Below are 21,930 nucleotides of genomic sequence, written 5' to 3'. Positions count from 1 at the left end.
GTTTATACAGGTCTGGAAAGCGCCATTCGCGCGAAAGGTTTCAAATGCGTGATATCATCGTCTATCAGGGAGAGCCCGGAGCCTATTCCCATCTGGCCTGCTCCCAATTTTATCCAGAGTATGAGGCGCGGGCCTGCCAGAGCTTTGCCAAGGCGTTTGAGGCCGTGAGGTCGGGGACGGCCAGCCTCGCCATGATTCCCGTTGAGAACACTGTCGCGGGACGGGTCAGTGATATTTATCACCTCCTGCCTGGCGGTGGGTTATCAATTGTGGGTGAACGTTACCTGCCTATTCATCATCAATTACTGGGGGTGAAGGGGGCGGTTCTTTCAGACATTAAAACAGCGCGGTCGCATCATATGGCGCTGGCGCAGGTTCGGAATTTTCTGACCCAACATGATATTGATCCTTTTGTCGATGTGGATACGGCGGGGGCGGCCCGCAAAGTCGCAGAACTTCGCGATAAGACTGTGGCGGCGGTGGCCTCGAAACTCTCGGCGGAGAGTTATGGATTGGACATTCTCGTGCCGGATATTCAGGACGCAGATCACAACACGACGCGTTTTATCGTCCTATCGGCCACGGCCGATATGCCGGATGTTCAGACTCCCAGCGTCAGTTCTTTCGTCTTTAAAGTCCGGTCTGTCCCGTCCGCGCTCTATAAAGCGCTGGGCGGGTTTGCGTCTAACGGGCTGAACCTGACAAAGCTGGAGAGCTATATGGTCGGGGGCTCATTCAAGGCCGCGCAGTTTTACGCGGATGTCGAAGGTCATATTGAAAGCCCCGCCATGAAAAACGCGCTGGAGGAACTGGCTTTCTTCTCCGAGAGTATTACGCATTTAGGGACTTATCCCATGGATGAAATTCGTCACGCGAAAGCGTGATACGCCACGCCTTGAGCGGCAGTCCGTCCGAAACTATATGATAGTCATGCTGAAAACATTTTTTGCCGCATCTTTGGGCGTTAGCCTTCTTCTCTTTCCCGTTTCGGCTTTCGCCGCGCCGGATGCCGTTCACACGAATTGGCGCGATAATGTCGCCGCTAACGGTATGGATGTTGTCAGCTTCTTTTCCGGCAAACCACAGCCGGGTAAGCTGGAATTTTCAACGCGATATAAAGGGGCGGATTGGTTCTTTTTCAGCCAAGCGAATAAGGACCTGTTCCTGACCAATCCCGAACAGTTCGAACCCCAATATGGCGGCTATTGTGCGTGGGCGGTGGCCAAAGGTAAACTGGCCGAGGGCAATCCTGAACATTGGGCGGTTGAGGATGGACGGCTCTATTTCAACTATAATGCGCGGATCCAGCGCCGTTGGGATAAAAAACGCGTCAGTTTTATTGAAAAAGCGGACCAGAAATGGCCGGACCTTATCAGCAAATAGGCCTGGCTAGGCGGCCGTCTCACCCAACCACGCGCGGATAATTTGATGCGCGATGGTTGACCGCGGCGGGCGTTTAAACGCCTCGCCCCGTTTTTCAAATACGGCTGCGACGTCTTCGCGCGTGAACCAGCGGGCTTCTTCTAACTCCTTTGGGTCAATGGAAATATCGGTGTTGATGGCTTCCAAACGGATGCCCATCATGAGTTGTGACGGATAAGGCCAAGGCTGCGAGAACATGTATTTCGGGTTTTTCGTCTTAATACCCGACTCTTCCTCGACTTCCCGCATTGCGGCTTCTTCCGGTGTTTCTCCGGGGGAGACAAATCCCGCGAGGGCCGACATGAATCCTTCCGGCCAGCCGGGTCCGCGGCCCAGCAATATACGGTCGCCATCCGTGACGAGCATAATCACAACAGGATTGATACGCGGGAAGGATTCGAGATTGCAGCCCGTACATTGCTGTTTCGCGCCGCCATCCTTACCCACCGTTTGCCCGCCACAAGACACACAGTGCCGATGCGTATGATGCCAATCAAACAGTGATTTCGCGCGTCCAACGAGCGCAAGGTCTGCAGGTGGGAGGTGTCCGCCCAATCCACGCAATTCGACATAGTTTTCCTCCGGCAGAAATTCCTCGGGATTGGCGAGGCTCGCGGCAAAGATGGGACGCTCTCCGTCCAGACCTAAAAAGACCGGGCCGGGATTATGCAGGTTGTGACCGATAAGCTCGGACGGGTGGATACGATGCGGGCGACCGCCATCGCCAATCCCGATCTTTCCTTTATGCAGGATCACGGCCCGGGCATTTGTCTGGCCAATCAGTTTTTGTAGGGTTTCACCGTCACGTTTATCTTCTGCATAATCGAGAGGGTCGCCTGCAAAAGGGATGGGTGTATCGGGTGCGAAAGTGGAGTTTTGTTCTGTCATGAGTTCGCCTTGGAACCTTACGCGCATGAAATCAAATAGCAATTTTATCTGGGTTTTGTTCAGTTTCGCGTAATGTCTATGACATGGCCGTCACAAACAGTTGTAAAAATAACACAGTGTGGCTCTTCTCTCTTAAATTGCGGAACATCGCGCTTGTTTATCCATTCTTACTGCCGGATGGGGCGCGCCGTCTTAGATTAGAAAAGGAAAAGACATGAAATTTTTGAAAGCCGCTCTCGCAGCCACAGCTCTCACAGCCTTTGCGACATCCGCACAGGCTCAGGATACAGGTGCCTATATCAACCTCGGCGTCGATGCCGTGGAATTTGACGCATATTCCCTCGCAGCGCGTGCAGGTTACCAGTTCACAGAAAACTTCTCTGTAGAAGGCCAAGGTAGCTTTGGTATTATTGATGACGAAGTCCAAGGCGTCGATGTCGGTGTTGACTACTCCGTCGCAGCCTTCGTTCGTGGCTCCATTCCTGTGGGAGAGCAGTTCAGTCTCTTCGCCCGTGGTGGTTACCACTTCACGCAGTTTGGTGCCGAAGGTAACGGTATTGACGACTCGCTTGACTTTGATGGTTTCGCCTATGGTGCGGGTGCGGAATATATGATCAACGACCTGAACGGCATTCGGGCTGATATCACACTTTATGATAGCTCCGATGACAACATAAATGGCGTGGACGTGTCCGGTACATCTGACGTTTACTCGATTGCTTATGTGCGCAAATTCTAAGTTTTGGTGATTTTTATGAGAAAGGCCCGGTTTTGCGACCGGGCCTTTTTTGTGTCCGCAACCCTTGTACGCAGCCCAACGCCCCGCTACATCGCGCCTCGGAAGGTCGGCCTGGACGAGATCCTCGCCAACCCGGTCAGGGCGGGAACGCAGCAGCCGTAACGAGTCTTTCTCGGGTCAGGACCCGGCCTTCCACCCGCGAAACGTCAAAGTCGTAAGCTTCAGGATCTGACGTTCTAAATTCAATGCCCTCAGCACCTCGCATCCTCCCCGCTCATATGCTCTAAGAGCGTGGAATAGGATTATCACATGCGCTTCGTTTTTATTTTCATAGTCAGTCTTTTCATGGCTCTGGCCGTCTCCGCATTCGCGCAGGACTTGTCTGCAGGGGATGAGGCGTTGCAAACGCGGCTGACCGCCATCTATAAAAGCACAGACAGTCTTTCCGGGGTGACCGTCGCCGTTGAAAATGGTGTCGTTACGCTCTCCGGCGAGATCGCGAATTCAGAGCTGGCAAAAGACGCAATGGAGATCGCGAAAACGCAGGACGGAACGGTCTATATCCAAGACCAGATTGACCGCACATTGGTTGGCGACAGCGATGTCGGCGAGGCGCTGACAGGATTGCAGAAGGATGTATCAGACATCACACAGGCCCTGCCCATTATCGGGCTGGCCCTCTTGGTTTTTGCAATTTTCTTCTGGCTTGGCGGTGTGGTTGCGAATTTGCAAAAGTTCTGGCGAAAGATCGCCCCCAATCCGTTTCTGGCGGAATTATTATCTCAAACTGTCCGTGTGTTATTTATCATTATTGGTCTTGTGGGGGCACTAAACCTACTCGGCGCACAGGCAATGATTGCGACGATTCTCGGAGGGGCGGGTGTTGTCGGGATTGCGATTGGTTTCGCCGTACGGGACACGTTGGAAAACTACCTGGCCTCTATCATGCTCTCGCTGCGGCAACCGTTTCGTCAGGGGGATCATGTCCTGATTGGAGAACATCAGGGCAAGGTCATGCGTCTGACCAGTCGCGCAACGATCATGATGACATTGGACGGAAATCATCTTCGCATTCCCAATGCCACGGTCTTCAAAGCTGTCATCCTGAATTATACGACTAACCCGGAACGCCGTTTCAGTTTTGCGCTCGGCGTGGATGCAGCCGATGATCCCGTTGCGGCGATGAAAATTGGTCTCGATGTTATGCGGGCCAATGCTTTTGTTCTCGATAAGCCCGGACCGGGCGCCGTAATTTCCGAAGTGGGCGATTCTAATATCATCATTAAATTCACCGGTTGGGTTGATCAGACATCTGCCGATTTTGGCAAAGCCCGGAGTTATTCCATTCGGGGCGTGAAGGATAAGTTGGAGGCGGAAGGTTTCTCCCTGCCCGAGCCTATTTACCGGGTAAAACTGGATAATTTGGCAGGAACTGAACTTAATATCCCCTCGGACCAAACGCCAAAGCCAAAGTCCAAAAAACCGGCCGAAGCGCTCATGGTGGACGTCACACCTGACACGACGATTGATACGAAATTGGAAGAGGAACTGTCCGAAGCTGATGAGGATAATCTGCTGGATGATAGCAAGCCGACCGAGTAGCCTTGATCCGTGAAAACCTTCAAGCTCATTATCGTTTACGGCCTGTCAGCCTTTTTCCTGTTTGCAGGCGTGTCGCATTTTTTAGCGGATGATAGTTTCGCGGCCATTGTGCCGCCGCTGCTGCCCTTTCCCTATCTCATCGTTTGGATCACGGGTCTTATGGAGATCGGGTTCGCGATCATGCTGCTCTGCCCGCATTTCAGACCGCGTGTCGGCATCCTACTGTCGCTCTTTTTACTCGCCGTCCTACCCGCCAATATTTACATGGCGCTGAGCGGGATGCCCTTGGGCGAGTTGGGAAATGACCCTGCTGTTTTATGGGGCAGGGTGGCGATGCAATTCCCACTCATCGCCTTGATCCTCTGGGTGACGCGTTAACCGTCCTGACGCGAGCCTTTATTTCGATTGCGATTTGGGCGTTTCTTGTTTCGACGACGCGGCGGTGTGTCTCCACCAGACCCGCATGCGGGCTTCGGCGTTTCGCCTGCTGGTTTGACACGGCCTCGGCTTGGGTTTGCGTCCGCACTGCCCGACATTTTAGGTTTGGCGTCGCGCGTTGGGGCTTTGCGGGAGCGGCCTTCACGAGAGGGTTGCGGGCGATCTGATTTCGGTTTTTCAGCCCTAGTATTATCAGACCTCGAATTATCAGAACGCGGTTTATCCTGACGGGGGCCGTCAGACGATTTTGCGCGGTCTTTGCTGAAACGCCCTTTTTTCTTCTTGGACTTTCCCCGACCCTTACGGGTTTCGACATGCGGTTTTGTGTCGATGACAATAGGCTTGCGGGATTTCAGAGCTCTGAGAAGATCAGGGAGATCGCTCGTATCCTTGGCTTCAGGAATTTTCTCCTTAAGGAGTTTTTCAATATCGCGAAGATATTTCAGCTCATCATTCCCCTTATCCGTGGCGACGAGCGCGATGGCTTTACCCGACGCGTTGGCCCGGGCTGTCCGTCCGATACGGTGAACATATTGCTCGGCGACATTCGGGATTTCGAAGTTAAACACATGAGTGATGTCGGGAATATCAATGCCGCGTGCCGCCACATCGGTGGCCACCATGACATTCACATTGCCGGAGCGGAACGCCTCCAGTGCGCGGGTGCGCTGACCTTGTGACTTATTACCGTGAATGGCGACGGCAGCGATGCCAACCTTTGCGAGACGTTTGACCACGCGGTCTGCACCATGTTTCGTCCGCGTGAAGACGAGAGAGCGACCCACATCTTCGCGGGTGAGTTCAATGGCGAGCCGTTCCTGCTTTTCCGCCATGGTCAGGCGGATCATGCTCTGCGTGACTTTCTCCGCCGTCGTATTGGCGGGCGTCACGGAGACGTGGACCGGGTCTTTTAGGAACTGCTTGGAGAGCTGTTTTATCTTCGGTGCGAGAGTGGCCGAGAAGAACAGCGTCTGACGGTTTTTCGGGACGAGGGGTACGATCTTTTTTAGGGCATGGATGAAACCCATATCCATCATCTGGTCGGCTTCATCAAGAATGAGGACCTCAACTTGATCAATCTTAACAGCTTTACGATCCAGCAAATCAATTAGTCGTCCGGGTGTCGCGACGAGGACGTCAACACCGCCCGATACTTTCTTGATCTGGCGATTAATCGGCACGCCGCCAAAGACGCAGGCCACGGACAAAAACGGCATATGACGTCCATAGCCGCGCACGCTCTCCGCAATCTGGCTGGCCAGTTCGCGTGTGGGCGCGAGGATGAGCACGCGGGCGCCGCGTTTGGGCGGCTCCATATCCTCCGTGAAAATATGGTGCAGCGTAGGCAGTGAGAATCCGGCTGTCTTCCCCGTTCCCGTCTGGGCAATGCCCATCACGTCCCGGCCTTCCATTGCGGGCGGAATGGCCTGTGATTGGATAGGAGTCGGCGTATCGTGGCCAAGGTCGTCGAGCGCGCGGGCCAAGGGCTCGCACAAATTCAGGCTTTTAAAGGATGTCATGGAGTTCCGCATCATTGGGTCAATAGACCCGTCACGGTCTTTTCATATATTCAAGGCGGCGCGTAGGCTCCTATACGCCGCCTGTCAACGGAACGGACTGCGTTGATTAGGCCGAAAGGACGACCCCGTTTTCGATTGTGATACGGCTTCCATCGAACTTTGTGAGCGTGAATCCGGCAAAGCGCTCGCGATAGGTCAGGGAATAATCGCGCAATAGTCCGATGGCCTGCTGCTCGCCCACGGCCAGACCGTCCACCCCGTCACTGCGGAAATGCACGCCGGCCCAATCACGGCCCAGCGCAATATTATTGGCGAGTTTGTTGATCTCGCCGCCAATGGTCAGGTCGGGCCCGAAATAGGGCACAAGATTGGCACCCGAACTATCCGGCACAACTGGATCGGGTATCGGCATAGACTCTTCAAAGAACGCTTTCAGTACCGTACAGCACGCCCCCGCAATTGTGGCATGTCCCGCCGGATAGGACGGATGAGTCGGGGACCCTTCGGGAAAGGCCTGCGAGAGGAACGCTGAGCCGTTCGCAGAAACTGTGCGTTGGACGGCATCTGAGTTCATGATCTCATCTGGTAGACCGTAATCCTTCGCCCCGAAAATCTGGTTGTGCAGCCGACCGCCATAAACTTCCGGACGGGCGCGACGATGGACGAGCCATTTCTGATACCACGCGCCGGTCAGAGCCAGGTTGCCTGCCTTGGTCACAAGGTCAAGCACATCCGGTCCACCGAGGGAGACGAATGCCCCCTGATTTGTCGAGCTGATATAGATATTTCCGATATCGAAACTGCCGGGAATACCGAGGATGATCAGCGCCGCGCTGAGATAGGCCTGAAAACTGAAATCCGTATGGACATATTCGCCAAGAGCGCGGGCATCTGTGATATAACGCGCGCCGCCTTTTGTAAGAGGCGTCGGTGCAACGCCGTTTTGAATGCCGAGCCAGTCCGATGTCGTCGTCATGAAATCATCACCGGGTGCAGGCGCGTCATATTGTTGGACGATCCGTCCATTGCCGTAAGGAATGTCTTTGAACAGCAATTGCGTGATATAAGGCCCGGTCGCGTCGCCGGGCGTTTCCCCGCGGAAGACTGTACCTGATGTGACAGAGCCACCATCTTTGGGTCCGACAGTTTCCTCAAATGCATTGAGGTCTGCAACTGCCGCTGTGATAAGCGGATTGCTGTCATATTCCGAGAAGTTCACGTCGCGACAGAGCGCTTTCCAGTAAAGCTCGCCCATCTCTGCTGAGGTTTCCTTACCGAGGAAAGTCGGTGCAGGCCGCATCCATGTCTGATGACTGTCAACGCCCGTCATTTCGAATTTGTAAGACGCGAGTGGGTTGGCGAGACGCCGTGCGGCCGCCAATGGGACGCGCTCCATGTCGCGACTCCGCCCTGTCGTCAGACCCCGGATCATGCGGCGGAAAGCATCGGCATCAACTTCGCCCAACGAGTCATGTGGGAGGGCTTTTGAGTAGCTGCCGCGTTTGTCTGAATAGGCACCTTCGTCGCCATTGTTTTTCTGTTCGGGTAAGGGATCAGATTTGTAAGAGAGTGCAGCCTGCATCCGCAAGCGGGTGGATTTATTTCGTCGCGCAAAACGGTTTCCACCCAAGACGGGATGCCCGCTATTCTGCCCGAGATAGCCGCGCAGGCTTTGCCCGGATGTTGGCGCATCAAATGTGAACGGTACCTGCGCCATAGAGGGTTGCGCCGCCAAACCGCCGAGGGCGGTCGCGCCCAGTCCTGATTGTAAAATGCGTCTGCGCGATAGTCCTGATTTTACGTTGGTAAAAGAATTCCCCGCATTTGCGGAATTATTGTCGGTCATGATGCTTGCCCCGTCATGTTTGTCTGCTCACGAAATAGTGAGCAATCCCACAGAACAGTGCTTCGATTATTTCGTCAAGCGATGACCCGTAAATGTCGCAACATGTCGAATAGAATTCCTATTCGGATAGGTCATAAAAATGATCATCATTTGCACAATTTTGTGTCTGGACCCACGCCGCGGCTCTGCTAGGCGAGACCTTTATTTCGAAGGAGAGTATTATGATTGGTTATACAACATTGGGCGTCTCAGATATGGAACGGTCCAAGAAGTTCTATTGCGACCTCTTGGAAGCTCAAGGCGCGAAAGTTCAGTTTGACGGCGGGCGGATTGCGATGATCGGCAAGTCCATGAGCCAGCCCATGGTTGCGGTTTGCGAACCTTATGATGGAAACGCACCGACACCCGGAAATGGCGTCATGGTTGCCTTTCCAGCTGGATCCAAAGAAGCCGCAGATAAAATGTATGAGCGCGCGATTGAACTGGGCGCGACCTGCGACGGCAAACCCGGACAGCGTGTACCGAATATGTTTTACGGCGCTTATGTCCGGGATCCCGACGGTAATAAGCTCGCGTTTTTCGATTTTAGCTAGGGGCTACCCTAGGGCGCTTTAAACCCGATTTTTGCGTGGCTGCCATCGCAGAACGGTTTATTTGAACTGGCCCCACATCGGCATAATCGGCAACTATTGGTACGCTCGATAAGCGCACCTGTTCCTCCGCAAATTTCCAAATGACCGGAGACAGCAAGTGGTCCATTGGGCTGTGGCCGGATATCTAATTTACCGTCACGTTTATCCGGCATAGCCGTATCGCGAGCTTCACGTTCACCGCTGGCCTGAAACCCGGCATTATGATGGGACCCGTCGCAATAGGGTTTATTTTGCGACTTCCCGCAGCGGCAGAGTGTTCTGTTGAAAGGTTCGCTATCGTTATCCGGCGAGAGTGAGCCTTCCGGATCATGTACCCGCAAATCCGCGCGGAAAGAGAGCGGTCCGTTCTCCTTGAGTCTCAAAATATTGACCTTTGGCGCAGCCTCTTCCTGCCCACCATCCTTACGGTGAATACGGATGGCTCCGCTCGCACATTCCCGTCCAATCGCGTAGAGAAGATCGGCCTCTGTATCATCTGGATAGAGCCAGGGCCCCTCAACATTGGCGAGGAACGTGTCGGGTGCGCCCATGACGCAAAAGCGGGAGTGAATACAGGCCTTGCCATCAAATTCCATGATCACGTCTTTGCCTTCAATAACTTCGACGCCGTCCGCGCGTTTAATTCCGCGCAACGGTTTCGTGCGGCCTTCGCGTTCAGGATAATCCATTGTTTCGCCAGTTTTCGCCCAGTCATCCATTTGCTCGAAAATATCGCTCATGATTCTGTATCCTCTCCTTTGGCTTCAATAATCGCCTCCGCCTCTCGGATGAAGGTTTCCGCGATCCGTGCCACCATGTCGATGGAGGCATCGACCGCGTCTGAAATACCACGAATGTCTTCACCCGCCTCGGTAATTTCATTAAAACGGCAAGCAAAGACTCTCCATTCTGTTCCGATCGGCAGCGGCGCAACGGAATTACGGATGGTCGCGAAGCTCATCCCCGCCGTGCGGTCCGTATCGCCATTGGCTTGGATGTGAGTCATCGCTTCGGCGGCGGGTGTCATCGCATACATCAGGTCGGTGGCGGCATTGACCAGAATGCGTTTTTCATGCGCGTCGCCGCGTCGCCCAAAGGCCTGACTCAGCAAGCGCAGCATTTTAATATAGAGAGCGTTTGTCCAATCCATCAATGTCGCCGCCGTGGGTTCCGTGACCCAGACTTTTCCTTCCGGTGTGGGCGGGCTGCGCATGACCGGATTTTCTGCGACAGGTCGGGCCGGGTCGAATGTAGGGTCTTCGTCCAGATAGGCGTCATATTGCGCCTGTATCCGGCAGAACCGTTTGAAGTGGGAGGTCTCGGAATGGGCGTTCGCACCTTCGCCCTGTTCCTTGATGACGTCGACTGCGACTTTCGCATCTCGTAGGTTGTTGATGACACAGAGTCCGGGAAGGGGCGTGATATCCGGTCCGATCTGACGGCTGGCATCCCCGACGAAAAGATGATCTTCGCCGTATTTTTCACAGAGAACTTCAAAGGTTTCGACGATTTGATCGTAGAGCGCACCTACCGTCGGATAATCCATCGCGACGGGCATCAGGCGGGATTGTTCAATTGGGGCGCGGTGGTAATCATATAGGTCCCGGAACGGAGGACTATCCTCAATATCTTGTGCACATTCCGGTCGCTCCAAATAAATAAAATGCTGGAGTGTATCCTGATCAAAGCGACGGAGGCGGACCGACATTTTCGCGGGTAGCGGGCCGGGCGCGATGGGAAAATTTAGGCGACCGAAATGCGGCGTCCCACCAATCGCGCAGAGCAAATTACAGACAAGGGCGAGATGCCCCATCTCCTCTACCGCGATGCGAATAACACTGCGTCGCCAAGTTTTGAGCGTCTTGCCTTGCTCTGCCGTTAGACCTTCGCTTTCTTCCGTTTTGATAGAAAACGCGGCATAGAGATAGGTCAGCATGAGATTGTGCTCGACCTCGGCCGCCTCCTGCAACATTCCCATAAGTTGTTCGCGTGACGCCAGTTTACTGGCATCTTCTAATTGGACAACTTGGGTCATGGCATAGGTCTTTTATTTGCGTTCATCTCCCACATTGCGCGACCGGCCCTCTCTTGGTCAAGGCGCTTTAAGTGAGGCTGTTGGTTGGATGTTCCGTATACAGAGGAAAGGCTTGCATTGTAATTGAAGGGCACGCTAGATTGGCAATACCAAAGAGGAGGAAGCCAATGAACAATTAATTCGCGACATATTAAATATCTCGAATCAATTGTAGCGCCTTTAACGGGCCTATGGCTTTCGCATTGGAAAAATCATGAAACGCTTGGAACAAAAGCTCTGCCTCGTCACAGGGGCGGCCCGCGGTATTGGTGCCGCCATATCACAAAAATTTATGGCCGAGGGAGCGACGGTGATCCTCTCTGATATTGATGATGACGCCGTCCGTCAAACGGCCCGAAATTGTGGGGGTATCCCCTTTCACCTTGATGTCTCTCAAGAGGCTGACTGGGACCGCTTGGCTATAGAATATCCGAGGGTAGATGTCGTCGTGAATAATGCAGGCATTACCGGATTTGAAAACGGGATTATGGCTCATGACCCAGAACATGCAGAATTAGACGATTGGCATGCCGTCCACCGCGTCAATACGGACGGTACGTTTCTTGGCTGTCGATATGCTATTCGTGCCATGCGCGCGGCGGGAGCGGGGTCGATTATCAATATCTCGTCCCGTTCCGGACTGGTCGGTATTCCAACGGCGGCGGCCTACGCGGCGTCTAAGGCCGCCATACGGAACCACACAAAAACAGTCGCGCTTTATTGTGCGCAGCAAGGGTTGAACATTCGCTGTAACTCTATTCATCCTGCCGCGATCCTCACCCCGATGTGGGAGCCGATGTTGGGTGACGGTCCTGACCGCGCGGCGCGTATGGCGAACTTTGTCGCGGACACGCCGATGAAACGGTTCGGCACCGTCGAAGAAGTTGCCGCCATGGCCTTGTTACTGGCGACAGATGAAGCCGCTTATATGACCGGTGCGGAGCTGGTCATGGATGGCGGGTTGCTTGCGGGCAGCGCGGCCACGCCGGAACAGGCTTGATTGTACCTCTTTTTCTTCTCTCTGGTTTTCCCGTGTTACTCTGACTATCAGGGTGACAGGGAGGACCGATTTTGGAATTTTTAAACGGCTTGTTGAATGAGTTGATGTCGGGCGACCGCCCTTTGCTCAGTTTTCTGTTTTTCCTGAACATTATACTCTTGGTGCTTTCGCGGCCGATCATCGGACTGATTGCTCCCAATCAGGATAATAAGACTAAGGTTAAACTGGCGCAGAGCCTTAATATCCTTGTGCTGGGATTCCAAATTATAGACTTCGCCTTGCGTCGGTCCTTTGTGGACTATGATGGGGGCTATCTTGTCAATCTCGGGATTAGCTTGATGGTTATCTATACGGGGATTTTCCTCTATAGCCTGAGCGGGACCTTTACGCGCCGCCGGTTTGGCAAGACGCGTAACTTGGATGACAAGACGCTTTACATCGAGACTTATAATTCGCGTCTCATCAATATCCTTCTGCTTGCCGTTATTGTCCTAACGGTCATTTATTCGCTGATTAAAGTTTGGGGCGCGGATAGTCTGCTCGAGACGACGGGGATTTTTGGTATTTTCATCGCGTTTCTCGCCTTTACATCCGCGATTTGGGCGCCTGATATTGTGAGCGGTCTCATCATCCTCAATAGTGAGATGATTGTCGACGGCGATGTCGTGATTCTGGAAGGCCATGCGGATGAATTCATCGTCGCGCGGGTCACGCTAATCTATGTCGTGCTCTATGATGTGCGCAATAATCACCGCACGCTGCTCCGCAATACGCGCTTCATTCAGGGCCGGATCGACAATCTCAGCCGGATTGCGAGCTCTGACGGGATCCGGCAGGCGCTTAAATATAACATTGGTTATCCGGAGTTTAGTGAGGATCCGGAGCTACGAGAGGCGGAATTAGCCGCGTTTCAGAAAAACATCGGAGATATGTTCACCCGCAGTTTTGAAGCCTGCGACGCGAATAATGCGATCAAAGTCAACCGAAGCAAGCCCTTTGAATGGGCGATGACAAATGCGGGCGATTACGCGTTGGAATATACACTCTGGGTCTATCTCGACCGCATCCCGAATACGAAAATCACGGCGACCATCCGCAGTTACCTCATGGGGGCGATGTATAAGATCAATGAAAATGTCTATGCGGCTTCCGTCATAGAAGGCGTGGACCTGTCGACACCGGACCTCGTCAATGCGCGGCTCACGGGCGCGGACACCCCTCAATAACAGGGCTTCATAGGCATCACGGAGTCGTGATGATCTAATAATTGACCAAATGGTTTCATATGCCTATCTAGTAATATACCAAACGGTTCATAATGTGCCGTTACAAAGCATAAGAGAGATATAACATGACCGATTTCCCAACACATACGATTGAAACGGCACCGGCCGATGCGAAGCCTCGCCTCGAAGGCGCGCAAGCCGCCTTGGGCTTTGTGCCTAACCTCTTTGCCGCAATGGCCGAAGCGCCGGCCTTGCTCGAAGGTTATCAAACACTATCTGACATTTTCGACAAGACGGACCTCTCCGCGACGGAGCGTCAGATCATCCTGATGACTAATAATTACCTCAATGGCTGTGACTATTGCATGGCCGCCCATACCACGATCAGTCAGGGCTCAGGCGTCCCCGCTGACGTGATAGAATCCCTGCGCAACAACACGCCGATTGCGGATGCGAAACTCGAAGCCCTCCGCCAATTCGCGATCACAGTGAACGAAACCCGTGGCTGGCCGCTGGAACGCGACGTCCAAGCCCTCATCACGGCGGGATATACGACGCAAACCGTCCTCGAAGTCGTCCTTGGCACAGGTCTGAAAGTCCTGTCCAATTACACGAACCATATTGTCGAAACGGATGTCGACGCGGCCTTTGCCCCAAATGCGTGGACTCGTCCTGCAGCGAACGCAGCCTAAGTTCAAATCACAAGCCCTGTTAGATATCAGCTCCCAGTTCTATCCGCTTTGGTTAGGGCTGGGGGTTACTAAATTTTCCCCACATGAGATGAAAATTCTATCATCTTCGTTCTTTCTCGGCAGATTTTGCAAATTGCGCCGAAGACTTCCTCATATTCAAAACTTTATATAGACATGTTTGCTTTTCTTTTGTTGGATGTAAGAGCCAAAAATCGAAAGGACCTCACATGAAAAAATTTATCACATTGCTCGCATTACCTGTTTTTCTAACGGCCTGCGGTACAGTTCCCCCCGAGTGGAAAGAGGGAGACCAATCCTTTATAGAACTCGCGGAGCAAAAACCGGATGAAGAACTATGTCGGAAGACAAAAGTTTCCGGCTCCCAGTTTGACAAGAAAGTCTGCATGACCCGCCAAAAGTGGGCCGAGATGGAACAACGGGCACAGGAAAATGCGGCCGCCGCACAACGTGCCGGTGCCCAAGCGATCAGAAGTCCGCAAGGCGCGAATTAAGAACAATCCGGTTATCGCGTTGACGAAGTGGTGAAATTGTCATTAATAAAATTATTATGACTATTTCTAAAGTTTCTATCTTCGCGATAACTCTACTGTCCGCCATTTCCCTACAAGCGTGCGGCACAGTCCCCGCCGAATGGAAAGCGGGTGAGAATGCGGTGGCGACATCTGCGGATCCTGACGAAATCATTTGTCGGGATACGCGTATGACGGGCAGCAGCTTTGATAAAAAATTGTGCCTGCCTCAATCGGAATGGACCGCCATTGCAGAGGCGTCCAAGAAAAACACCAAACGTATTCAGGACAGTTCAGCCCGCGCCATCCGCAGCTCCGGCGGCGGAGGCGGCTGAGCGTCTATCGCGGGACCATTTCCATGCGGCAGGGCATTGTCGGAATGCCGATCATGCGTAGCGGATTAATCGTGAACCACAGGTTCGCGTAAACCGTCTCGCCCGCATTCACAAAGACCAAATCCATTGGGTAGCTCTTGCACCAATCCATTTTGCCGTAAATTTGTGTTGCGGATTGTGGAACCTCGACGGTTACACTGCTGCCATGTTTCACCTTGCCCAGACGCACTTTCCCGGTCGGCGTTCGCGCATAGAGGACGAGCGCGCGTAGCACACCATATTTGCCGCGATTGCGCGTGACGGTGAGGGGATAGGTCTGGGACATCTCGAGACTCACATCTATAAGGTTTTAATCCTTAAACGACGCCTGCGCCGCCGCGTCAAATCCCAACGGCCCGCGATTGGGCAGGGCCAGCGCCTTGGCTTACCGGCGGAGGGGGTGGTTCCGAACCGCCGCCGCCTCATCCTCGGAATGCGCGGCGCAGGCGTTGATGGATACAGTGATATCTTTGCGTATGGCTCTCCGCTTGAGGGAGTAAATTACGAAATAGAGTAGGTCGCCAAGTTTTAGAATTTAATAAAGTGGGCCCCAAAAATACAGGAAATTTTGCACTATCAAAAATATCTATTGGAGTTTTTCGGTTAAGCGTTTGCGTCTCGATGATGCTGCAACTTCTTCCAACCGCAACCTTACGATTTTGTCCAGATCTTTTTCATCGCTGTAATCGGCTGACACCGCACAATTAGCTCGTCCATCCAAGACAAGTTGTTTAGCATAATCCTTTTTCCCACGTTTTTTTGAATTATACACTGCGATTGACATTCCACCGTAATGATTTGTCATTTTCATGGCAGGGATATCAGTCGATCCATCTCCAATGAATATCATATTCTCAATAGGAGTTGGACGTTCTTTCATTTCAACATATTCGTTGATCATTCGGTTATCCCATTGATCAAGAGTGCCTTTATTAATGCGGAAAATATATTGGGTTTTAGAAGTGTAATCTACGGCAACGCCAGGAGCTATTGGCTTGCCATCAGCATCATATATGAAATCACAAGCATATATTCTTTTAAATTCTTTTGCGATTGATGTGCCTTCAATAAGAGGCTTTACACCGGAAGAAATAACATAATGTTCTAAGCGGACACCCAAACTTTTCGCGAATTTGTTCTGTCGATCAAACCATTCTTCAACACCAGGGAACAGCTTCAATCCTTTGCCGTAATTTTTGATAAAATCCTTACTAACAGGGATTTTCTTATGCTGAGCTTCTCTCAACATGGTGTGCATATAAGCTAAGATTTCACAACAATCTTGTTCTCTAGCAAGCGCTTTGACTTCTACCCAAAAAGCATCTGAAGATGAGAATCCCAATTGTGGAATGAACTCATGTTCCTGCATATTTATAGGACTGAGTGTGCCGTCAAAATCATAAAGAATTGCGGCTGGAATTAGTCTTGCTGCCATCTGAGCCTCCCAATAGATATATGGGAGTTAAAGATTGTAATTCAAGGTTTTACCATCGCGCCATCCAAGCTTTGAGACTCGCAATGTTAACCACCCCGCCCAACAAACAAATCCAACATATCGGCGTGGAAGCTGTCGCTTTGGAGTTTGCCGTTGCGGTCGATCCATTGGACGGCCCAGGCGTCTCCGTCAGGGCCTTTAATGGTCATTTTGGGGCTGGCGGATTTTAGGCGGACGACGTCGCCGGTTTTGAAGTCTGACATGATGGGCTTTCGGGTTGAGTTAGAAGAATTTAATTCTTCGCAAAAATATTTTGGTAGTGAGGCCTTCAGAATTTGTCCTTGAAAAGTTGGCCTTTGAGGGAGGCTCTCATTGCGCTGCAATCAACTTCATTTTCTTTGAGCCAGTTATCGACTTTGCCCATACCATAGCCATGGAAAAATCCGATCATAGAAATCTTTTCTCCTGAATGTTCTGACTCAGGAAGATGCTGTCTCTGCCAATACATCATCGGGTCAAAGTTGTTTTTATCGTAATCCAAACCGCAATGTTCTGCGAAAGATGAAATTGTTCCCGTTTTAATAACGATTGTGAAGTCCAAAGCTTCAAAGGTTTTCGGAATATCAGTTGTGTCCGTCATTAAAACTGATTCGATAAACGTTTCGAAATCTGTTGATTGATTAGCCGTCATGCCTTTGAGCGTTGTTTCAGACCAATCATGGACAGTCTGCTTGGACGGAATATCTTCATTATTTGCGCAGCTAGATAATACTAAAGCCAAAAGCGTGAAAATGGTAAGGAGGTGAAACTTAGAAATTATTGTCAAGAGAGTATTCCCTAGATAATTGAGCGGCCCGAAGGGGCGATTAATTATCGTCCATTTTAAGCGCCGCAATAAACGCTTCTTGCGGAATCTCCACGCGGCCAAACTGCCGCATCCGTTTCTTGCCCTTTTTCTGCTTATCCAGCAATTTCCGCTTCCGGCTGGCGTCGCCGCCATAGCATTTGGCCGTCACGTCTTTGCGCATGGCGGCAATGGTTTCGCGGGCGATGACTTTGCCGCCTATGGCTGCTTGGACCGGGATTTTGAACAGGTGGCGCGGGATGAGGTCTTTGAGCCGCTCGCACATCTGCCGCCCGCGGCTTTCCGCATTATTGCGATGGACGAGCATGGAGAGCGCATCGACGGGGTCGCCATTGACGAGGATGGACATCTTCACGAGATCACCTTCCTTCAAGCCAATCGCCTGATAATCGAAACTGGCATATCCTTTGGAGACGGATTTCAACCGGTCATAGAAATCGAACACGACCTCATTTAGGGGCAATTCATATTCCACCATGGCGCGGCCATTGATGTAGGAGAGCCCCGTCTGCACCCCGCGACGGTCCTGACAGAGTTTCAGAATCCCGCCGAGATAATCATCCGGCGTCATGATCGTCGCCTTGATCCAGGGTTCCTGAATATGGTCGATCTTCATCACGTCCGGCATGTCGGCGGGATTGTGGAGTTGCATCTCTGTGCCGTCCCGCATGGCGAGCGTATAGACGACCGAGGGCGCGGTCGTAATCAGGTCGAGATCAAATTCCCGCTCCAACCGTTCCTGAATAATTTCCAGATGGAGCAGGCCGAGGAATCCACAGCGGAAACCAAAGCCGAGCGCGGCAGATGTTTCCATCTCATAACTAAATGACGCATCATTCAGGCGCAGACGACCCATGGCCGCGCGCAAGTCTTCAAAATCGGCGGCGTCCACGGGGAAGATACCGCAGAATACGACGGGTTGCGCGGGTTTAAATCCGTCCAGCGCCGTTTCTGTCGGGCGCTTATCCTCGGTAATCGTATCACCCACGGCGGCGTCGGCGACTTCCTTGATGGAGCCGGTAAAGAACCCGACCTCGCCTGGGCCGAGCGATTTGACATCGGTCGCCGTCGGCAGGAAGGTCCCGACCTTGTCCACCGTATAGCTCGCGCCCGTATTCATCGTGCGGATGCGCATGCCCTTGGAAATTGTGCCCTCGATCACGCGGAACAGCACGACGACGCCCATATAGGTGTCATACCACGCATCGACGAGCATGGCTTTGAGCGGCGCTTTCGGGTCCTTCGTTTCGGGCGGGGGCAGGCGGAGCGCGATGGCTTCCAGCACATCCTCGATCCCGATGCCGGATTTGGCGGAACATTCGACGGCGTCCGACGTGTCCAATCCGATGACGTCCTCAATCTGTTGCTTGACGCGGTCGGGTTCGGCGGCGGGCAGGTCAATCTTGTTCAGGACCGTGACGATCTCGTGGTCATGTTCAATCGCCTGATAAACATTGGCGAGGGTCTGCGCCTCCACACCCTGCGACGCATCCACGACGAGGATCGAGCCCTCACAGGCCGACAGCGAGCGCGAGACCTCATAGGCGAAATCCACATGACCCGGCGTATCCATAAGGTTCATGATATAGGTTTTGCCGTCCTTGGCCGGATATTCCAGGCGCACGGTCTGCGCCTTGATTGTGATGCCGCGTTCCTTCTCAATATCCATATTGTCGAGCACTTGCTCTGACATTTCACGGTCCGACAATCCCCCGGTATAGGAGATCAGGCGGTCGGCCAGGGTCGACTTTCCGTGGTCAATATGGGCCACGATGGAGAAGTTGCGGATAAGGCTTTGGTCGGTATTCTCGGTCATGGACGCTATGTAGCGCGGGCGGGCGGATAAGCAAGCGTGGGGTACTGCCGCAGGGGGTCGCAATTTTACGGGATTTCAACCTATCGCACCTATTAAAGAGAGAGAATGCGGCGTTTTCCGCAACATGAGGGAGGAAGCGGGTTTGGATGTGACCGCGCAAATATTGCAAGACATATATAATTCCGCTTTCGGTCTCTCCTCGCGACTCAACCCGCTATATTGTCTGGCGATGTTGCCAATTGCGGCTTTTATTTATCGCAGGCAGAAAATTGACCAGCCGTTTTTCGGCTGGCTCATCCCGCGCAAAATCTACACACATGCCTCAACAGTGACGGACCTAAAGCTCTTTGTGATTGGACGGGCGCTAGCTTTGACGGGCCTTCTAAACGCCACTTTTATAAAAATTCTGGTTGTCTATCTCATCACGCAAAATCTGGGTTGGTCAGACACCGGTTCCGACTTGACTGTTTTAGACACAGTCCTGCTCGCGCTTGTTTTCACAATTGTTGCAGATTTTTGTACCTATTGGATTCATCGTGTGCATCACGAGGTCAAAGTGATCTGGCCGTTTCACGCCGTCCATCACAGCGCCGAGGTCATGACTCCGTTAACCGTTTACCGAAAACACCCCATATATGATCTCATCAGCGCGATGGTAAAAGCGGTCGTGACCGGTCTTGTACAAGGATTGATTTTGGCCCTTCTTTTCGGTCAACTTTCCCTCGCCACGATAGGGGGGGTGACGGTTTTCTTTATGCTGTTCAACATGGTCGGTGCAAATTTCCGTCATAGTCATATCTGGATATCCTACGGTCCGTTCTGGTCGCGGATTTTTATATCTCCCGCACAGCACCAAGTTCATCACAGCCTCGCCCATAAGCACTGGCACAAAAACTATGGGGAAATATTTGCGGTATGGGATTGGATGTTTGATACACTTTACGTGCCGGAAGATAAGGAATTTATGGCGTTCGGCCTGTCGACGCCTGATGGAGCCCGGATCGAACAACCTTATCCAACAGCGCTAGCGGCTCTTATAAATCCATTTCAAGAGGCGGCGGACCAATTTAACCGGTCTGAAAAATCTATTGAGATAAAAGTTAAATAATGTCGGAGCGTCCTGTCATCAACGCGTCGCTGTCATGGTATCTCGATGTTCTTCGTTTTGGGGCGGCGCTTGTCGTCCTGCTCTCACACTGGGCTTACACGCGCTTCACGGGTGGAACTTATGGTTTCATCCGGGATTGGAATTTGGGAAGTGACGCGGTTGTCCTGTTTTTCGTCCTATCCGGCTTTGTCATAACATATGCCGCCACATGTAAGGACCGCACGGCCAAAAGATTTGCATTTTCACGTTTAACGCGGTTGTGGTCGGTTGCGATTCCGGCCCTCGCGATCACGCTTATTCTTGATGGTTTGGGCGTCAATATTAACCCGGATTTCTATTTGGACTCGCCCTTTTACAATCCAACTGAAGGATGGACCTATTGGGTCCGGGGTCTAACATTTTCAAATCATTGGGGCGGGCAGAATATTCGCCTTGGCAGTAACGGGCCATATTGGTCACTCAGTTATGAGGCTGCGTATTACCTGATTTTTGGTATCGTTCTCTATCTTAGAAAAGCCGCGCGGCTTCTGGCTTTATTGTTTTGCGTCTTCATTTTCGGTTTTAAAATTTTATTATTGGCACCGGCTTGGTTTATGGGTGTCGGTCTATATTTCGCTTTTCAAAATATGCGGCATAAAGATGTGTCACCCGCTCTACTCATGCTGATGATTTTTGTTCCGATAGGGCTTTATGTTACATTCCAGCTCCAGAACTTACCCGAGACTTTGAGAGGGCTGACATATATTTTATTGGGTCATGATAATTATCTAGCTCTCGGTTTTTCGGATGAATTTCTTTGGAATGCACTCTTGGGAGGATTGTTCACAATTCATCTCATGGGGGCGGGGTTATTATTCGCTCAAAAACCTGATTTTACAGTCGCAAGCAAATCCGTCAAATGGCTGGCGGGGGGGAGCTTTTCTCTTTATCTCGTCCACTATCCCGTCTTGCAGTGGCTTGGTGCGACACTTCCAAAAACAGAATGGCCGATTTTAAATCATGTGTGCCTGCTCATCGGAACAATTTTCATCTGCTACACTTTTGCGGCCTTTTTCGAACGGCCTTTACCGCGCTACCGCGCTCTAATGAAAAGAATCATGTACAGAAATATACCAGTTCAATCCTGAATCGTCCGGTAATGGTATGAGCAAGCCCCATGATTATCACCGCTTTTCCGGCTGGCGTCTCGTCGTGCTGCTGCTCGTGTTCGCCCTCTATACGACGTGGTTTATCGGGCCTGGATATTTTGGGCAATTGGTGCGGCTGGAGGGGTATGAGTTTCTGCAGGGGCGAGGCTTTTACACGGGCGCCGAAGCCGTCGCCGCGATTGAGAGTCTGGATGTGGCGGGGCGGCGGTTGAAATATACCGAGCTGGGTTTTGATCTCATCTATATGGTCTTGCAGACCTTCGTTTTTGAAGCGTTGATCGCGTTCGGCCTCCGCCATTTGGGATGGTTAAAGACGCACTGGCGATGGCTGCTTCTCCTACCAATGGGCTATCTCTTTTTCGATATTCTGGAGGACGGCTTTCTGGCGTTACTGCTCTCCACGGGATCGGAAATGATAGGCAGTTTCGCGGGCGTTTTCACTGCGGCGAAAATGGCGTTTTTCCTGCCCTGCCTCCCCATTTCACTGGGCTTTGCAATCGCGGGATGTGTGGCGTTTTTCTTACGCAAAGGTAAGGCGGCGGACGTGTCATATTAACGCGGTCTTAACCATGATG

General features: G+C 52.2%; 24 protein-coding genes and 1 other RNA gene. 15 read left to right on the top strand and 10 right to left on the bottom strand.

What is annotated here, in order from left to right:
• Window positions 1–44 precede the first annotated feature (44 nt).
• Both ACP9M6_RS00790 and ACP9M6_RS00785 read left to right on the top strand, forming a co-directional pair.
• Window positions 45–884 carry a prephenate dehydratase gene (locus tag ACP9M6_RS00790; RefSeq protein ID WP_427452565.1) on the top strand — a complete coding sequence of 280 codons (840 nt, stop codon included), beginning with the start codon at window positions 45–47 and terminating at the stop codon, window positions 882–884.
• 46 nt (window positions 885–930) lie between these two features.
• Complete coding sequence (locus ACP9M6_RS00785; RefSeq protein ID WP_427452563.1) at window positions 931–1,383, top strand: YHS domain-containing (seleno)protein; 453 nt, start codon at window positions 931–933, stop codon at window positions 1,381–1,383.
• 6 nt (window positions 1,384–1,389) lie between these two features.
• On the opposite strand, the gene nudC is transcribed toward ACP9M6_RS00785, so the two are convergent.
• Entirely contained in the window at window positions 1,390–2,310 is a 921-nt protein-coding gene (nudC, locus tag ACP9M6_RS00780; RefSeq protein ID WP_427452561.1) for an NAD(+) diphosphatase, read from the bottom strand.
• 214 nt (window positions 2,311–2,524) lie between these two features.
• On the opposite strand from nudC, the gene ACP9M6_RS00775 reads away from it, so the two are divergent.
• From ACP9M6_RS00775 to ACP9M6_RS00760, 4 genes are all read left to right on the top strand, one after another.
• Window positions 2,525–3,049, top strand: coding sequence for a porin family protein (locus ACP9M6_RS00775; RefSeq protein ID WP_427452560.1), 525 nt, complete (start codon window positions 2,525–2,527; stop codon window positions 3,047–3,049).
• A gap of 100 nt (window positions 3,050–3,149) precedes the next feature.
• Window positions 3,150–3,246: signal recognition particle sRNA small type (ffs, locus tag ACP9M6_RS00770), an RNA gene on the top strand.
• Between the two features lie 112 nt (window positions 3,247–3,358).
• Entirely contained in the window at window positions 3,359–4,651 is a 1,293-nt protein-coding gene (locus tag ACP9M6_RS00765) for a mechanosensitive ion channel family protein (RefSeq protein ID WP_427452558.1), read from the top strand.
• Window positions 4,652–4,660: 9 nt separating this feature from the next.
• Entirely contained in the window at window positions 4,661–5,029 is a 369-nt protein-coding gene (locus tag ACP9M6_RS00760; protein WP_427452557.1) for a DoxX family protein, read from the top strand.
• Here the strand turns inward: ACP9M6_RS00760 and ACP9M6_RS00755 are convergent.
• Both ACP9M6_RS00755 and ACP9M6_RS00750 read right to left on the bottom strand, forming a co-directional pair.
• The gene (locus ACP9M6_RS00755; RefSeq protein ID WP_427452555.1) at window positions 5,026–6,609 is read right to left on the bottom strand and encodes a DEAD/DEAH box helicase; all 1,584 of its coding nucleotides are present in this window, start codon (window positions 6,607–6,609) and stop codon (window positions 5,026–5,028) included. The genes ACP9M6_RS00760 and ACP9M6_RS00755 overlap by 4 nt on opposite strands.
• A 106-nt stretch (window positions 6,610–6,715) precedes the next feature.
• The gene (locus ACP9M6_RS00750) at window positions 6,716–8,455 is read right to left on the bottom strand and encodes a vanadium-dependent haloperoxidase (protein WP_427452553.1); all 1,740 of its coding nucleotides are present in this window, start codon (window positions 8,453–8,455) and stop codon (window positions 6,716–6,718) included.
• A 221-nt stretch (window positions 8,456–8,676) separates the two neighbouring features.
• Here ACP9M6_RS00750 and ACP9M6_RS00745 point away from each other — a divergent pair, with 221 nt between their 5' ends.
• The gene (locus ACP9M6_RS00745) at window positions 8,677–9,048 is read left to right on the top strand and encodes a VOC family protein (protein ID WP_427452551.1); all 372 of its coding nucleotides are present in this window, start codon (window positions 8,677–8,679) and stop codon (window positions 9,046–9,048) included.
• Between the two features lie 8 nt (window positions 9,049–9,056).
• Here ACP9M6_RS00745 and ACP9M6_RS00740 read toward each other — a convergent pair whose 3' ends face one another.
• Window positions 9,057–9,827, bottom strand: coding sequence for a CDGSH iron-sulfur domain-containing protein (locus ACP9M6_RS00740; RefSeq protein ID WP_427452549.1), 771 nt, complete (start codon window positions 9,825–9,827; stop codon window positions 9,057–9,059).
• Window positions 9,824–11,122, bottom strand: a complete 1,299-nt coding sequence (locus ACP9M6_RS00735) for a ferritin-like domain-containing protein (RefSeq protein WP_427452547.1) — start codon at window positions 11,120–11,122, stop codon at window positions 9,824–9,826. The genes ACP9M6_RS00740 and ACP9M6_RS00735 overlap by 4 nt, the downstream gene beginning before the upstream one ends.
• Window positions 11,123–11,375: 253 nt before the next feature.
• On the opposite strand from ACP9M6_RS00735, the gene ACP9M6_RS00730 reads away from it, so the two are divergent.
• The 5 genes from ACP9M6_RS00730 (at window position 11,376) to ACP9M6_RS00710 (ending at window position 14,944) form a co-directional block, all read left to right on the top strand.
• Window positions 11,376–12,161 carry an SDR family oxidoreductase gene (locus ACP9M6_RS00730; RefSeq protein WP_427452545.1) on the top strand — a complete coding sequence of 262 codons (786 nt, stop codon included), beginning with the start codon at window positions 11,376–11,378 and terminating at the stop codon, window positions 12,159–12,161.
• Between the two features lie 71 nt (window positions 12,162–12,232).
• Window positions 12,233–13,387 (top strand): hypothetical protein, encoded by a 1,155-nt coding sequence (locus ACP9M6_RS00725; RefSeq protein ID WP_427452544.1) that lies wholly within the window; start codon window positions 12,233–12,235, stop codon window positions 13,385–13,387.
• A 125-nt stretch (window positions 13,388–13,512) separates the two neighbouring features.
• Complete coding sequence (locus tag ACP9M6_RS00720; protein ID WP_427452543.1) at window positions 13,513–14,079, top strand: carboxymuconolactone decarboxylase family protein; 567 nt, start codon at window positions 13,513–13,515, stop codon at window positions 14,077–14,079.
• A gap of 227 nt (window positions 14,080–14,306) precedes the next feature.
• The gene (locus ACP9M6_RS00715) at window positions 14,307–14,591 is read left to right on the top strand and encodes a hypothetical protein (RefSeq protein WP_427452541.1); all 285 of its coding nucleotides are present in this window, start codon (window positions 14,307–14,309) and stop codon (window positions 14,589–14,591) included.
• 56 nt (window positions 14,592–14,647) lie between these two features.
• Window positions 14,648–14,944 (top strand): hypothetical protein, encoded by a 297-nt coding sequence (locus ACP9M6_RS00710; RefSeq protein ID WP_427452540.1) that lies wholly within the window; start codon window positions 14,648–14,650, stop codon window positions 14,942–14,944.
• Between the two features lie 4 nt (window positions 14,945–14,948).
• Here ACP9M6_RS00710 and ACP9M6_RS00705 read toward each other — a convergent pair whose 3' ends face one another.
• The 5 genes from ACP9M6_RS00705 to lepA form a co-directional block, all read right to left on the bottom strand.
• Entirely contained in the window at window positions 14,949–15,281 is a 333-nt protein-coding gene (locus ACP9M6_RS00705; RefSeq protein WP_427452538.1) for a hypothetical protein, read from the bottom strand.
• A gap of 288 nt (window positions 15,282–15,569) precedes the next feature.
• Window positions 15,570–16,418, bottom strand: coding sequence for an HAD family hydrolase (locus ACP9M6_RS00700; RefSeq protein WP_427452537.1), 849 nt, complete (start codon window positions 16,416–16,418; stop codon window positions 15,570–15,572).
• 86 nt (window positions 16,419–16,504) lie between these two features.
• Complete coding sequence (locus ACP9M6_RS00695; RefSeq protein ID WP_427452536.1) at window positions 16,505–16,681, bottom strand: DUF2158 domain-containing protein; 177 nt, start codon at window positions 16,679–16,681, stop codon at window positions 16,505–16,507.
• A gap of 65 nt (window positions 16,682–16,746) precedes the next feature.
• The gene (locus tag ACP9M6_RS00690; RefSeq protein WP_427452535.1) at window positions 16,747–17,244 is read right to left on the bottom strand and encodes a hypothetical protein; all 498 of its coding nucleotides are present in this window, start codon (window positions 17,242–17,244) and stop codon (window positions 16,747–16,749) included.
• A gap of 40 nt (window positions 17,245–17,284) precedes the next feature.
• A complete protein-coding gene (lepA, locus tag ACP9M6_RS00685) occupies window positions 17,285–19,099 on the bottom strand; it encodes a translation elongation factor 4 (protein WP_427452534.1) in 1,815 nt (604 codons plus the stop codon).
• A gap of 124 nt (window positions 19,100–19,223) precedes the next feature.
• On the opposite strand from lepA, the gene ACP9M6_RS00680 reads away from it, so the two are divergent.
• Genes ACP9M6_RS00680 through ACP9M6_RS00670 form a run of 3 tightly spaced genes read left to right on the top strand, consistent with a single transcriptional unit; the run spans window position 19,224 to window position 21,911 of the window.
• Window positions 19,224–20,207 carry a sterol desaturase family protein gene (locus tag ACP9M6_RS00680; protein WP_427452533.1) on the top strand — a complete coding sequence of 328 codons (984 nt, stop codon included), beginning with the start codon at window positions 19,224–19,226 and terminating at the stop codon, window positions 20,205–20,207.
• A complete protein-coding gene (locus ACP9M6_RS00675) occupies window positions 20,207–21,334 on the top strand; it encodes an acyltransferase family protein (protein ID WP_427452532.1) in 1,128 nt (375 codons plus the stop codon). Before ACP9M6_RS00680 ends, ACP9M6_RS00675 begins: the two co-directional genes overlap by 1 nt.
• Before the next feature lie 16 nt (window positions 21,335–21,350).
• A complete protein-coding gene (locus ACP9M6_RS00670; RefSeq protein WP_427452531.1) occupies window positions 21,351–21,911 on the top strand; it encodes a hypothetical protein in 561 nt (186 codons plus the stop codon).
• Window positions 21,912–21,930 lie beyond the last annotated feature (19 nt).

Origin of the sequence: Litorimonas sp. WD9-15 (genome assembly GCF_050271975.1) — a bacterium.
Taxonomy (GTDB): domain Bacteria; phylum Pseudomonadota; class Alphaproteobacteria; order Caulobacterales; family Maricaulaceae; genus Litorimonas.
The sequence above is the reverse complement of the archived record's forward strand: the minus strand, read 5'-3'. Positions and strand labels throughout refer to the sequence as shown.

Excerpts from the sequence above, each read along its gene's own strand:
- ACP9M6_RS00790 (WP_427452565.1), top strand. The coding sequence starts at position 45 with ATGCGTGATATCATCGTCTATCAGGGAGAGCCCGGAGCCTATTCCCAT.
- ACP9M6_RS00785 (WP_427452563.1), top strand. The coding sequence starts at position 931 with ATGCTGAAAACATTTTTTGCCGCATCTTTGGGCGTTAGCCTTCTTCTC.
- nudC (WP_427452561.1), bottom strand. The coding sequence starts at position 2,310 with ATGACAGAACAAAACTCCACTTTCGCACCCGATACACCCATCCCTTTT.
- ACP9M6_RS00775 (WP_427452560.1), top strand. The coding sequence starts at position 2,525 with ATGAAATTTTTGAAAGCCGCTCTCGCAGCCACAGCTCTCACAGCCTTT.
- ACP9M6_RS00765 (WP_427452558.1), top strand. The coding sequence starts at position 3,359 with ATGCGCTTCGTTTTTATTTTCATAGTCAGTCTTTTCATGGCTCTGGCC.
- ACP9M6_RS00755 (WP_427452555.1), bottom strand. The coding sequence starts at position 6,609 with ATGACATCCTTTAAAAGCCTGAATTTGTGCGAGCCCTTGGCCCGCGCG.
- ACP9M6_RS00750 (WP_427452553.1), bottom strand. The coding sequence starts at position 8,455 with ATGACCGACAATAATTCCGCAAATGCGGGGAATTCTTTTACCAACGTA.
- ACP9M6_RS00745 (WP_427452551.1), top strand. The coding sequence starts at position 8,677 with ATGATTGGTTATACAACATTGGGCGTCTCAGATATGGAACGGTCCAAG.
- ACP9M6_RS00740 (WP_427452549.1), bottom strand. The coding sequence starts at position 9,827 with ATGAGCGATATTTTCGAGCAAATGGATGACTGGGCGAAAACTGGCGAA.
- ACP9M6_RS00735 (WP_427452547.1), bottom strand. The coding sequence starts at position 11,122 with ATGACCCAAGTTGTCCAATTAGAAGATGCCAGTAAACTGGCGTCACGC.
- ACP9M6_RS00730 (WP_427452545.1), top strand. The coding sequence starts at position 11,376 with ATGAAACGCTTGGAACAAAAGCTCTGCCTCGTCACAGGGGCGGCCCGC.
- ACP9M6_RS00720 (WP_427452543.1), top strand. The coding sequence starts at position 13,513 with ATGACCGATTTCCCAACACATACGATTGAAACGGCACCGGCCGATGCG.
- ACP9M6_RS00715 (WP_427452541.1), top strand. The coding sequence starts at position 14,307 with ATGAAAAAATTTATCACATTGCTCGCATTACCTGTTTTTCTAACGGCC.
- ACP9M6_RS00710 (WP_427452540.1), top strand. The coding sequence starts at position 14,648 with ATGACTATTTCTAAAGTTTCTATCTTCGCGATAACTCTACTGTCCGCC.
- ACP9M6_RS00700 (WP_427452537.1), bottom strand. The coding sequence starts at position 16,418 with ATGGCAGCAAGACTAATTCCAGCCGCAATTCTTTATGATTTTGACGGC.
- ACP9M6_RS00695 (WP_427452536.1), bottom strand. The coding sequence starts at position 16,681 with ATGTCAGACTTCAAAACCGGCGACGTCGTCCGCCTAAAATCCGCCAGC.
- lepA (WP_427452534.1), bottom strand. The coding sequence starts at position 19,099 with ATGACCGAGAATACCGACCAAAGCCTTATCCGCAACTTCTCCATCGTG.
- ACP9M6_RS00680 (WP_427452533.1), top strand. The coding sequence starts at position 19,224 with ATGAGGGAGGAAGCGGGTTTGGATGTGACCGCGCAAATATTGCAAGAC.
- ACP9M6_RS00675 (WP_427452532.1), top strand. The coding sequence starts at position 20,207 with ATGTCGGAGCGTCCTGTCATCAACGCGTCGCTGTCATGGTATCTCGAT.
- ACP9M6_RS00670 (WP_427452531.1), top strand. The coding sequence starts at position 21,351 with ATGAGCAAGCCCCATGATTATCACCGCTTTTCCGGCTGGCGTCTCGTC.